This window comes from Paracoccus everestensis (assembly GCF_021491915.1).
Lineage (GTDB): Bacteria > Pseudomonadota > Alphaproteobacteria > Rhodobacterales > Rhodobacteraceae > Paracoccus > Paracoccus everestensis.
In genome coordinates this window covers 595,763-608,589 of sequence record NZ_CP090836.1, presented here as the reverse complement: position 1 = coordinate 608,589, position 12,827 = coordinate 595,763, and the positions used below count along the sequence as shown (strand labels likewise).

General features: G+C 65.2%; 9 protein-coding genes. 7 read left to right on the top strand and 2 right to left on the bottom strand.

Annotation, left to right across the window (positions count from 1 at the left end):
* Positions 1-3: 3 nt before the first annotated feature.
* The 5 genes from LZ585_RS03050 (at position 4) to LZ585_RS03030 (ending at position 8,009) form a co-directional block, all read left to right on the top strand.
* Positions 4-1,005 carry a polyprenyl synthetase family protein gene (locus tag LZ585_RS03050; RefSeq protein ID WP_234854980.1) on the top strand — a complete coding sequence of 334 codons (1,002 nt, stop codon included), beginning with the start codon at positions 4-6 and terminating at the stop codon, positions 1,003-1,005.
* Positions 1,006-1,193: 188 nt separating this feature from the next.
* Complete coding sequence (locus tag LZ585_RS03045) at positions 1,194-2,597, top strand: ammonium transporter (protein ID WP_449301142.1); 1,404 nt, start codon at positions 1,194-1,196, stop codon at positions 2,595-2,597.
* Between the two features lie 161 nt (positions 2,598-2,758).
* Positions 2,759-5,011, top strand: coding sequence for a transglycosylase domain-containing protein (locus LZ585_RS03040; protein WP_234854979.1), 2,253 nt, complete (start codon positions 2,759-2,761; stop codon positions 5,009-5,011).
* A 348-nt stretch (positions 5,012-5,359) separates the two neighbouring features.
* A protein-coding gene (locus tag LZ585_RS03035; protein WP_234853224.1) for an IS630 family transposase occupies positions 5,360-6,419 on the top strand; the annotation gives its coding sequence in 2 pieces (ribosomal slippage) (positions 5,360-5,832 and positions 5,831-6,419; 1,062 coding nt in all).
* A gap of 135 nt (positions 6,420-6,554) precedes the next feature.
* Entirely contained in the window at positions 6,555-8,009 is a 1,455-nt protein-coding gene (locus LZ585_RS03030; RefSeq protein WP_234854978.1) for a calcium-binding protein, read from the top strand.
* Between the two features lie 19 nt (positions 8,010-8,028).
* Here LZ585_RS03030 and LZ585_RS03025 read toward each other — a convergent pair whose 3' ends face one another.
* Together LZ585_RS03025 and LZ585_RS03020 are read right to left on the bottom strand one after the other, a co-directional pair.
* On the bottom strand, positions 8,029-8,628 hold the full coding sequence (locus LZ585_RS03025; RefSeq protein ID WP_234854977.1) for an MlaC/ttg2D family ABC transporter substrate-binding protein: 600 nt from the start codon (positions 8,626-8,628) through the stop codon (positions 8,029-8,031).
* The gene (locus tag LZ585_RS03020; protein ID WP_234854976.1) at positions 8,618-9,385 is read right to left on the bottom strand and encodes an MlaA family lipoprotein; all 768 of its coding nucleotides are present in this window, start codon (positions 9,383-9,385) and stop codon (positions 8,618-8,620) included. Before LZ585_RS03020 ends, LZ585_RS03025 begins: the two co-directional genes overlap by 11 nt.
* Before the next feature lie 131 nt (positions 9,386-9,516).
* Between LZ585_RS03020 and LZ585_RS03015 the strand changes: the two genes are divergently transcribed.
* Both LZ585_RS03015 and LZ585_RS03010 read left to right on the top strand, forming a co-directional pair.
* Positions 9,517-11,268: a type I secretion system permease/ATPase gene (locus tag LZ585_RS03015; protein ID WP_234854975.1), complete on the top strand. Its 1,752-nt coding sequence runs from the start codon at positions 9,517-9,519 to the stop codon at positions 11,266-11,268.
* The gene (locus LZ585_RS03010; RefSeq protein WP_390625092.1) at positions 11,265-12,770 is read left to right on the top strand and encodes an HlyD family type I secretion periplasmic adaptor subunit; all 1,506 of its coding nucleotides are present in this window, start codon (positions 11,265-11,267) and stop codon (positions 12,768-12,770) included. The genes LZ585_RS03015 and LZ585_RS03010 overlap by 4 nt, the downstream gene beginning before the upstream one ends.
* Positions 12,771-12,827 lie beyond the last annotated feature (57 nt).

Here is a 12,827-nt window from a genome sequence, read left to right as displayed (position 1 = left end):
GCCATGGGTGTGCAGGAAAACGTCCAGAAACCGCTGGACCGGCTGTCCGAGGCGCTGAGCGCCGAGATGGAGGCGGTGGCCGCCCTGATCCGCGACCGCATGGCCAGCAGGCACGCCCCCCGCATCCCCGAGGTGACGGCCCACCTGATCGAGGCTGGGGGCAAGCGCCTGCGTCCGATGCTGACGCTGGCTGCGGCCCGGATGCTGGATTACTCCGGTCCTTATCACATCCACCTGGCCGCGACGGTCGAATTCATCCACACCGCCACGCTGTTGCACGACGACGTGGTGGACGAAAGCCGCCAGCGGCGCGGGCGTCCCACCGCGAACCTGCTGTGGGACAACAAGTCCAGCGTGCTGGTGGGCGATTACCTGTTCGCGCGCAGCTTCCAGTTGATGGTGGAACCCGGCAATCTGCGCACGCTGGAGATTCTGGCCAATGCGAGCGCCACCATTGCCGAGGGCGAAGTTCTGCAACTGACCGCCGCCCAGGATCTGCGCACCGACGAAGGCATCTATCTGCAAGTCGTGCGCGGCAAGACCGCCGCCCTGTTTTCCGCCGCGACCGAGGTGGGCGGCGTCATCGCGGGCGCGCCTGCCGATCAGGTGCAGGCGTTGTTCGATTATGGCGATGCCTTGGGGATCGCCTTTCAGATCGTCGATGACCTGCTGGATTATGGCGGTGCCACGGAAGCCATCGGCAAGAACGTGGGCGACGATTTCCGCGAACGCAAGCTGACCCTGCCGGTCATCAAGGCCGTGGCCCTTGCCACGCCCGAGGAACGCGCCTTCTGGTCGCGCACCATCGAGGCGGGCGACCAGCGCGACGGCGATCTGGAACAGGCCTTGTCGCTGCTGGCCCGCCACGGCGCGATGGAGGCCGCGCGGGCCGACGCGCTTCGCTGGTCGGCCACCGCCAAGGCGGCGCTGACCAAGCTGGCGCCGCATCCCATCCGCGATATGCTGTCCGACCTGGCCGATTTTGTCGTCAGCCGCGTCGCTTGACCCTGCGGCTGGCAATCCTGAACCGAACCTGCCTGACTTTCGGGCGCAGCCTGCCCATTTCGCCCATGAAGCGGGCAATCGCTGTCTGAACCCGTCCCGTGCCTGTCCGATATCTGTGCAAGCCCTGGCGCGCCGCCCCATGAAAGGGCGTCGCGGCGCGCCGGCGCCGCATGGAAGGGGATATGATGATGACAAGGGCTGCTCCCTTTATTGCCGGTGCCGCGATTTTGCTCGCGGCACCCACATTCGCGCAGGACGCCGTGGTCGCGGTCGAGGCCGCCGCCCCCGTGCCCGACAAGGGCGACACGGCCTGGATGCTGATCTCGGCCATCCTGGTGATGATGATGACGCTGCCGGGGCTGGCGCTGTTCTATGGCGGGCTGGTGCGCGCCAAGAATATGCTGTCGGTGCTGATGCAGGTGCTGACCGTGTTCAGCGTGATGGCGATCCTGTGGGTGGCCTTTGGTTATTCGCTGGCCTTTACCGGCGCAGGCACCGCCGAGGACGTGACAGTTTTCACCCCCTATATCGGCGGGCTGTCCAAAATGTTCCTGTCGGGCGTGACAACCGGGTCCAACATCGAAGGGTTTTCGGCAGGCGTCGTGATCCCGGAACTGTCCTTCGTGATCTTCCAGATGGCCTTCGCCTGCATCGCATCCGCCCTGATCGTCGGGGCGACGGCAGAGCGGCTGAAGTTCAGCGCCATCCTGCTGTTCATCGTGATCTGGTTCTTCCTGTCCTATCTGCCCATGGCCCACATGGTCTGGTGGTGGGGCGGGCCGTCGGCCTATGACGCGCCTTCGGGCCTGCTGTTCGGCCATGGCGCCCTGGATTTCGCGGGCGGCACGGTCATTCACATCAACGCAGGCGTGGCGGGCCTGGTCGCCGCCATGGTCGCCGGTCCCCGCATCGGCTATAAAAAGGAATTGCTGGCCCCGCACAACCTGACCTTCACGCTGATTGGCGGCTGCCTGCTGTGGATCGGCTGGTTCGGCTTCAACGCCGGTTCCAACCTTGAGGCCAACGGGCTGACCGCGCTTGCCATGGTCAACACCGCCGTCGCCACCGCTGCAGGCGTGCTGGCCTGGTCCTTTGGCGAATGGGCGTTCCGCGGCCATCCCAGCCTTCTGGGCGGCATCTCGGGCGCCATCGCGGGCCTGGTGGGCATCACCCCGGCGGCCGGTTTCGTAGGCCCGATGGGCGCCATCGCCATTGGCCTGATCGCGGGCCTGCTGTGCATGTGGTTCGTCATCAGCATGAAGCCGCGCATGGGCATCGACGACAGCCTGGACGTGTTCGGCATCCACGGCATCGGCGGCATCGTGGGGGCGATCCTGACGGGCGTCTTTGCGGCCCCGTCGCTGGGCGGGACGGGCGTCTTCGATTACGGCGCCAATGCGGTGGCGGAATTCTCGATGGGCGGGCAGGTCTGGAACCAGACCCTGGGCGTGGTAATCGCCATCGTCTGGTCGGGCATCGTGTCCTTTGTCGCGATCCATGTCGTCAAGGCGCTGATCGGGCTGCGCGTTACCGTCAATGACGAACGCCAGGGCCTAGACATCACGACCCACGGGGAAAACGCCTATAACTGAAGGCATCCCGCAGCATTGCAAAGGCCCGGCACCCCTGCCGGGCCTTTTCCTTGTGCAAATCACGGATTGGTCAGGCCAATTCCCCCCAGACAATTCTTGGTATAGGGTGACGCGCAATTTGGCCGAAAAATGGCCTTGGCAGAACGCGGGCACCCTGACGCATGAAACGACCGACCGGCACCCCGAACCGCACGGGCCGCAGCCCCGTTGCCGACAAACGCGCGGCCGAGGCCGAGGCGAAGCCGGCCGTTCGCCGCCATAAGGGCCGCGTCCGGCGCGGCAATGTGGTGGTGCGCACCATCGCCGGCACGGTCAGCCTGATCTGGCGCATCCTGTGGGGATCGGCCTGGCGCCTGGCCATGGTCCTGGCCTTGATCGTGGGGGCCGCCACCGCCTATTTCTATGCCGGCCTGCCCGCGCCCGAGGCGTTGTTCGACGCCCGCGCACGCGGGTCCGTCACCATGCTGGACAATGACGGCAAGGTCTTTGCCTGGCGTGGCGAAACCTATGGCGCCGTCACCAGCGACAAGATCGCCCCGGTGCTGAAGGAAGCCGTGATCGCGACCGAGGATCGCCGCTTCTACGGCCATCTGGGCATCAGCCCGCGCGGCATCGCCAGTGCCGTGCGCATCAACCTGGCCGAGGGGCGCGGCCCGCTGGAAGGCCATGGCGGATCGACCATCACCCAGCAGGTCGCCAAGCTCTTGTGCCTGGGCGAGACCTTCGATCCGATCCGCTGGAAGAACGAGGCCGCGTTCGAACAGGACTGCCGCGTCGGTTCGCTGTGGCGCAAGATCAAGGAAGTCCCCTATTCGCTGGCCCTGGAAGCCAAGTATTCCAAGGACGACATCCTCAATATCTACATGAACCGCTCCTACATGGGGGGCGGCTCTCGTGGGTTCCAGGCGGCAAGCCAGCGGTATTTCAACAAGCCCGCCTCTGATGTGAACGCCGCCGAATCCGCGATGCTGGCCGGGCTTTTGCAGGCGCCCAGCTATTTCGCCCCGACCGCGAACCTCAAGCGCAGCCAGGAACGCGCCAATGTCGTCTTGGGCCTGATGGCCGAGGAAGGTTATCTGACCGCCGACGAGGTCGCCCAAGCCCGCGCCAACCCCGCGCGCCTGTCGCAGGCGGCCGAGGCGCGGGCAGGCGGTTACTTCGCCGACTGGGTGATGGAGTCCGGTCCCGGCTTCCTGACCAGCGAAACGACCGAGGACGTGACGATTCGCACCACCTTCGACCCGCGCATCCAGACGGCCGCCGAACGGGCGCTGAAGCGGATCTTCGACGAAAAGGTCAGCGACAACAGCAAGGCGGAGGCTGCGGTCGTGGTGATGTCCGCCGACGGCGCCGTGCGTGCCATCATCGGCGGGCGCGACAGCATCGTGAACGGCGCCTTCAACCGCGCCGTCCAGGCCAAGCGCCAGACCGGGTCCAGCTTCAAGCCCTTTGTCTTTGCCGCAGCCCTTGAAGCAGGCTACGGTCCCGGCGACCGGGTCGAGGACGGGCCTTTGAACATCCGCATCCCCGGCGGCAAGCCCTGGTCGCCCCAGAACTATACCCGCCGCTATTCCGGGGCGGTGACGCTGACAACCGCGCTGAAGCAATCGCTGAACACCGCCACCATTCGCCTGCAAGAGGCCGTGGGCCGCAACGAGGTCCGCCGCATCGCCCATGACTTCGGCATCGTCAGCAACCTGACCACCAGCCCCTCGCTGGGCCTTGGCGCGTCCGAGGCCACGCTGATGGAACTGACCGGCGCCTATGCGGGCATTCGCAACGGCGGCACCTCGGTCGCGCCCTACGGCCTAGTGGAACTGCGCATCGCGGGCGACGATCAGCCGCTGATGGGCCAGTCGGGCGGCCTGGGCGGCCGCGTCATCAGCCAGCGCGCCGCGGGACAGCTGATCTACATGATGCAGCAGGTGATCGAAAGCGGCACCGGCGGGCGCGCCAAGATGGGTTCGCGTCCGGTCGCGGGAAAGACCGGCACCACCAGCAGCTATCGCGATGCCTGGTTCGTGGGCTTTTCCGAACAATATGTGGTTGGTGTCTGGATGGGCTATGACGACAATACGCCCCTGAAGGGGGTCACCGGCGGCGGTTTGCCCGCCGAGATCTGGCAGGCGGTGATGACCGACATCCACGAGGGCTTGCCGGAACTGCCTCTCTCCACGGTATCCCCGGACGGCAGCGGCATCCTGCTGTCGAACGACGGCGCACCCAAGGTCGTGACCTCCGGTTCCGCCGACGACCCGCTGGCGGCGGCATTGGCCGGTGCGGTGAACTCGGCCAATCCTGCGGCAGGCACGCCGACGCAGGTCACGGCCCCGCAGACACCGGGCGACAGCAGCACGGCGAGTTCCGACGATGCGCTAAGTCGGGCGTTGAACGGGATCTTGGGGGGAAATTGATCCCCTTTGGCCTGCCTGTGGCGGATGCGATACATCTTGCAGTACTGAATCCAAGATGCGCGCAGAGAGTTGCTTCATGCCGGGAAGTCCTTACTGAATATTCCGCGACAATGTTCAAGCGCGACATTTAATGAAGGCTTCCCGCGGCATATGCCAGACTTACAGTTCCTGACACTATCACAATTCGCGAAGATCAGACACGTTCGATAAGCCTCGAACTTCTAGAGTTGTTCAACCATCAGATCACTTGGTCCTATTATACCAGCGGCATGAACCATCGACTCTGAAGATGGTTTGCTTTGCGGCCGACCTCTGATTCACTCCCTTGCAAGGCGGAGGAGGATCAGGATGGCAGTGGGCATCACACGCACGGACCTTTCAGCATCGGATCTGCGGCGGGAGGCGGCTCAAGTGAAGGACGCGCGAGCGTCGCGCCGGATGCTTGCGCTGGCGCATGTGCTTGACGGGCGAAGCCGGACGGAAGCGGCACAAAGCTGCGGTATGGATCGGCAGACGCTGCGTGACTGGGTTCATCGTTACAATGCCGAAGGGCTGGCCGGCCTTGTCGATCGGCCGCTTTCCGGGCGGCCAGCGCGGCTCAGCGCCGAGCAGATGCGCGAACTTGCCGTGATCGTCGAAACGGGGCCTGACCCGTCGACGGATAAGGTCGTGCGTTGGCGTCGGATTGACCTCTGCAACGTGGTTGACCAGCGGTTTGGCATTCGCGTGGCGGAGAGGACCATGAGCGCGATCCTTCACCGGCTCGGCTTTGCGCGTCTCTCAGTCCGGCCGCGCCATCCGCAGGCCGATGGCGAAGCGCAAGCGGTATATAAAAAACTTTGCCGAACTGGCGCGCGCAGCCTTGCCTAACGAAGCGCAAGGAAAGCCCTTGGAGATTTGGTTCCAAGATGAGGCCAGGGTGGGCCAGCAGGGAACATTGACACGCGTGTGGGCGAGAAAGGGCACACGCCCGCGGGCGCCAAAAGACTGCCGCTACGCCTGGGCCTACATCTTCGGGGCGGTCTGCCCGGCCCGCAGGATCGGTGCGGCGCTCGTCATGCCCTACGCGAACACGGAGGCGATGAACGCCCACCTGGCCGAAATCAGCGGGCAGGTATCGCCCGGTGCACACGCGCTCCTTGTTCTCGATGGCGCCGGCTGGCACAGCTCCACAGACCTCATCATCCCGCCCAACATCAGCCTGCTGCCACTGCCACCTTACAGTCCGGAACTGAACCCGGTCGAGAACCTCTGGCAGTTCCTCCGTCAGAACACCCTCGCGAACCGGGTCTTCGACAGCTACGACGCCATTGTCGACGTCTGCTGCGATGCCTGGAACACCCTCCTCGCAATGCCGGAACGCGTCGCTTCAATCACCTCACGCGATTGGGCGCAGGTCAGTGGATAATGCCGTTGGTATTACACGACGGTTACCGGAGGAACGGCACAGAACTCTGATATCGGCGGAGCGTCAGGCAGCGGCTCGATGATGATCGTCAGCAACTTCCCCCAAACAAAGAGAGAGCCTTTTTCAATTTCTGCAATGCAGGACGACATCCAGGAAGCTGTCGATACTGCGTATCTGGTCGTTCAAGTCAACGGCACGGGGGGCTTTTCATTCGAGGATGGAAGTAACTACAAGACAATAGAAATCCGTATCCTTGACGACAACCTGACCACGGGCGGCAGCGAGAACGACATTCTCCGCGGTACAGGCGCGGCTGAAGTCCTGACCGGCGGGGCAGGCAACGATACCTATCACCTCACCTTGGGCGACACGGTGGCTGAGCTTGCGGGCGGCGGCAGTGATACCGTCAACGCCAGTTTCACACACACCCTCGCCTCGAACGTCGAAAACCTCACCCTCACCGGCAGTGCCGCGATCAACGGGGCCGGCAACCTGCTTGCGAACCGCCTGACCGGAAACGGCGTGGCCAACCAGTTGGTGGGCGGCACCGGCGCCGACAGCCTGTTTGGGAACGGCGGCAACGACACCTTGCTGGGCGGGATCGACAATGACCTGCTTGACGGGGGAATCGGTAATGACTGGCTGGATGGCGGCGCCGGGGCCGATACCCTGCGCGGCGGGGCGGGCGATGATGTCTATGTCCTGGACAACGCGGCGGATGCGATTGCCGAAGCGATGGGCCAAGGCACCGACACGGTCCGCGCCACGTTCAGCACGATCCTTGGATACCAGCTTGAAAACCTGATCTTGGTGGGCACCGGCAATCTCAATGCCAAGGGCAATGGCCTGAACAACATCCTGGCCGGAACTGCGGGCGCGAACCAGCTGGAGGGCGGGGCGGGCAACGACACCCTGACAGGCGGCGACGGCGCGGATTGGCTGGACGGCGGCACGGGCATCGACCTGTTGCGCGGCGGCGCTGGCAATGACATCTATATCGCCGACAATACCGGGGACCAGGTGGCCGAGACCGCGGGACGGGGCATCGACCTTGTGCGGGCCAGCGCATCGTTCAAATTGCGGGGCGAGGTCGAGAACCTGATCCTGACCAGCAAGGCCGCGATCAGCGGAACAGGAAACGCGCTGAACAACAGCCTGACAGGCAATGCCGCAGCCAACCTGTTGATGGGTGGTGCGGGGAACGACATCCTGAACGGCGGGGCCGGGCGGGACACGCTCAACGGCGGCACAGGCGCTGATCGACTTGCCGGCGGTCTGGATTCAGCACGAGACGTGTTCATCTTCAACACCCTGTCCGACAGCACCGCTGGCGCGGGCCGCGACCGCATCGCGGACTTCAGCACGGGGGTGGACGACATCGACCTGCGCGCCCTGGACGCCAATACGCGGACCGCGGGTAATCAGGTGTTTGACTTCTCGGGCACGACGGCTGCCGCCAATTCGGTCTGGTATCTCAAGACGGGGGCGAATCTGATGGTCCGGGCCGATGTCACCGGCGACAAGGTAGCGGATTTCGAAATCGTGGTTCTGGGGCAGAACGCTCTGAGTGCGGGCGATTTCCTGCTGTGATGTCCGTTGCAGGCGGCCCTTAGCCCGCCGCCTGCAAATCCGCCGTCAGCGCCGCCAGATCGCCGCGCCGCGCGGTCAGCATGGCGCTGATCTCGGCGCGTTCGCTGGCCAGCATGTTCACGCCCTCGATGATGATGTTGAAGAACCTGTTCTGGCCGGACTTGTTCGACACATGCCATTCGACCTCCATCGGGGCGCGGCCGTTCAGATAGGCGACAGAGGTGACGGCGTAGAAACTTTTCAGCGGCCGCGCATCTGTCACCTCGATCCTGGACCCGACGAACTCGCGGAACCGCTTGCCGTATTTGCGGCCGATATAGCCCTGGAAAGCCTGCGTATAATCCGACAAGGCGCGGGGGTCAGCCTGCCGCGCGGCGGGCCCGAGGGCGGACCGGGCGATCACATCGACATCGGCGTATCGCACGAAGATGGCCTCGAAATCGCGATACAGCCGGGCGGGCTGCTGGCCTGAATTGATGACCTGGTACACCTCGCCCAAGGCGGTATCGATCAGGGCGCGGGCCTCGCCCGAGTCGAGAGCCCAGCCATGCATGGGGACCAGGGACAGCGCCGCCGCCGCCCCGAACAGCGCCAAGGCGCCACGCCGGTCACGGGTCATAGGGGTCGACGGCATCAACTGCGGCTGCGTCGGCATAGGGGTCAATGTCGGTCCCTCCTTCGTTCAATTCATGGCGGCGGTGCATCAGATAGATCAGCCGCAATTGGGCATAGCTATCCGCACTGTCTTGCAGAACGCTATCCACCGTGTCGCCGAATCGCGCCCGATCACCGGCTTTTGAGGCGGCGCGTAGGCCAAATGCCGCCCATGCCCCACCCCGGTGCAGCAGGTGATTCAGCGGATCGATGACCAAATCCACCACCTTGCCCACTGCGTCCCGCTGGGTCGAAGGCCCCAGGATCGGCAATTCCAAATAGGCTCCTTCGGGCACGCCCCAGACGGCCAGCGTTTCGCCGAAATCCGTATCCTGCTCGGGCAGCCCGAAGTCCTGGCCGGCAGGGTCGAGCAGACCCCCTATTCCCAGCGTCGTATTGACCGCAAAGCGGAAAAAATTCTTGATCGCGGGTTCGGGGCGGCCTTGCAGGACACTGTTCACCACCTTGCCGGGCAGCGACAGGTTCGACCCGGCATTGATGACCAGATCCATCGCGCCCGGTCCGTCCCCCGTATCGTTGCCAGACGAGGCGAGCCTGGCCACGGGGGCGACCACCCGTCGATCAAATCCCTTGTTGAAGGCATGAACGCGGCGGTTCTCTGCCTCGAACGGGTCGTTGACGCGAATGCCGTCCTGCATCACAGGTTCCGACGCGCAGCCCGCCAGAATCACGCCCAGGGCCAGCGGAACGACAAGGGACAAGGGACGCAAAGGATCTCCTAACCTTTTCGGGATAAAACAGGACGCATGACGGCAGCCAGCGATCATCGCATACTGGCGCGCGGGGCCTGCGGCAAGGCCGCCACGATGGCTGAACGATGAAGGATGAATGAATGAGCAAGTCGCCCGCTTTCCAGGAAGGCGCCAAGGAACTGCGCAGGGCGCGTGCAGCCGGCCTGCCCTTGTTCGGCGCGGTCGCGTTGTTTTCGGCAGTCGTGAACCTGCTGATGCTGACCGGACCGCTGTTCATGCTGCAGGTCTATGACCGGGTGCTGGCATCCCGTTCCGTGGAAACGCTGACGGCGCTGTTCGTGCTGGTGGTGTTCCTGTTCCTGCTGATGGGTTTCGTGGATTTCATCCGTGCCCGCGTGATGGGGCGGATCGCCGCGCGGTTCCAGGACCGGATGGAGGGCAGGGTCTTTACCGCGGCCCTTCGCGAAGGCGCCATCTCTGGCGACGAATCGGCGGCAGCGGCCAGCGGGATGCGCGATCTGGACGGGGTCCAGCGGCTGATCGCCTCGCCCGTGCTGCTGGCGGCATTCGACCTGCCCTGGGCGCCGCTGTTCCTGGCAGCGGTTTACATCTTTCATCCGCTGCTGGGCGTGGTCGCGACCATCGGCGGGGCGATCCTGGTGGTCGCCACCCTGGCCAACCGGACGCTGACCAGGACGCCCCTGCAACAAGCCAACGTCGCCTCGGCCCAGGCGCAGCGCATGGCGGACTTGTATCGGGACGAGGGCGAGGTGATCGGGGCCTTGGGGATGCGCGGCGCCACCTATGCCCGCTGGCGCAAGGCGCGGGCCGAGGCGCAGGAGCAATCCGTCAAGGGCGCCGACCTGTCCTCGGGCTTCACGGTGTTTTCCAAAAGCTTTCGCCTGTTCCTGCAAAGCGCGATGCTGGCCGCGGGGGCCTGGCTGGTCTTGCAGCAGGCGATGACACCGGGCGGGATGATCGCCAGTTCGATCATGATGGGCCGGGCGCTTGCCCCGGTCGAACAACTGGTCGGCGGCTGGCCCATGGTGCAATCCGCCCAAGACGCGTGGGAGCGGCTGGCCCGGCTCTTGTCCCGGCAGCCTGCGCAGGTGAACCACACCCCCCTGCCCCGCCCCGACGCCGTGCTGGAGGTTCGGCAACTGTCCGTCGCTCCTCCGGGTCAGAACGTGGCAACCGTGCGCGGCGTGTCCTTTGCCGTGGCGCCGGGCCAGGCGCTTGGGGTGATCGGGCCGTCGGGCGCGGGGAAATCAACGCTCGCCAAGGCATTGATCGGTGCGTGGCCGGTGGGTGCCGGGTCAATCCGGCTGGGGGGTGCGACGCTGGATCAATACGACCCCGACGTGCTGGGCAACATGATCGGCTATCTTCCCCAGCAGGTGACGCTGTTCGACGGCACCATTGCCGAAAACATCGCCCGCCTGTCGCCCGACATGGATCCGGCCCGCGTGGTGCGCGCGGCGCAGGCTGCTGCGGCGCACCAGATGATCCTGGACCTGCCGCAAGGCTATGACACCCGCATCAGCCAGGCGACGGGACGGCTGTCGGGCGGGCAGATCCAGCGGGTCGGGCTGGCGCGCGCGCTTTATCCCGATCCGGTGCTGCTGGTTCTGGATGAACCGAACTCGAACCTCGACAACGAAGGGTCGATGGCGCTGAACGCGGCGATCCGGCGGATCAAGGCGCAGAACGGCTGCGTGATCATCATGGCGCACCGGCCTGCGGCCATCAACGAATGCGACCTGCTTCTGGTCATGGAACAGGGCATCCGCCGCGCCTTCGGGCCGCGCGACAAGGTGTTGCAGGAAATGGTGCAGAATTCCGCGCAGATCCTGAAATCGCAGGAAACCGGACGCACAGGGGGCGTATCATGAGCGACTATCCGAAAAAGCCCGAAGGCGACGGGAACCCCGCGCCGCGGCCGTCGGGGATCCAGACCGGCATCCTGTCCAGCCGCATCGCACCCCCGGCCGATGCGCCAATCCCCCGGTCCGCTCCACGGCAGACGGCCCCTGCCCAGCCGAATCCCCAGGTGCAGCCGCCCTCGCCCCCCGCACCGCCCCGGCCCATCGCGCCCCCCGATCCATCCCGCTGGTCGGTGCGCGGGACCTTGCTGACCGGCCTGTTTGCCGTTGTTGTGCTGCTGGGCGGCTTTACCGTCTGGGCGATGCAAAGCCGGATTGCAGGGGCGGTCGTCGCATCGGGCCAGGTCGAGGTCGAACAGCAGCGCCAGATCGTCCAGCATCCCGACGGCGGCGTGGTCGAGGACATCCTGGTCAAGGACGGCCAATCGGTCGAGGCAGGCCAGCCCCTGATCCGCCTGGACGGCAGCCTGCTGCGCACGGAACACGCCATTGTCGAAGGGCAGTATTTCGAAATCCTCGCCCGTCGTGGCCGGTTGGAGGCTGAACGCGGCGATTCAGGGACGATGCAGATCCCGCAGGAATTGCTGACTGCCGCCGAAGGAAATGACGATCTGCAAGCCTTGATCGCGGGACAGCGCAGCCTGTTCGAAACCCGCCGCGACACGCTGCGCCAGTCGATCCAGCAATTGGAAAAGCAATCCGAACAGGTCCGCCAGCAGGTCGATGGCATCGACGCGCAGATCGCGGCCCTGAACCGGCAGCGCGACCTGATCGCCGAGGAACTGGAAGACCAGCAATCCCTGCTGGATCGTGGCCTGGCACAGGCGTCCCGCGTCCTGGCCCTGCAACGCGAGGCGGCCAGCCTCGACGGCCAGGTGGGTGAATTGCAGGCCAGCCGCGCTGCCGCCGAGACGCGCCAGACCGAACTGGACATCCAGCGCCTGCGCCTTGGCGCCGAACGGCGCGAGGAGGCGGAAACCGAACTGCGCGACCTGGGCTATCGTGAGCTGGAACTGGCCGAACGCCGCCGGGGGCTGATCGAGCAGATCAACCGCCTGGACATCCGGTCGCCCGCGGCGGGGATCGTCTATAACATGCAGGTCACGACGCCCCGGTCGGTGGTCCGCCCTGCCGATCCGGTCCTGTATGTGATCCCGCAGGATCGCCCGCTGGTCGTCAGCGCGCGCCTGGCCACGATCAACGTGGACGAAGTGCAGGCAGGCCAGCCGGTCGTGCTGCGGTTTTCGGCCTTTTCCTCGCGCACCACGCCGGAAATCGACGGCGTGCTGGGCCGGGTATCGGCCGATGCCATGATGGACGAGGCGACGCAGATGCCCTATTACCGGGCCGAAGTGACCATCCCGGCCGACCAGTTAGCCAAGCTGGGCGACCTGGCCCTGATCCCCGGGATGCCGGTCGAGGTCTTTATTCAGACAGGCGAGCGCAGCCCGATGGCCTATCTGATGAAGCCCTTGACGGATTACTTCAACCGGGCGTTCCGCGAAAGCTGAGACGGTGGGGGCTTCGCGCGCCCACACCCTGCGGGACAGTTAGGCCAAGATGGATGC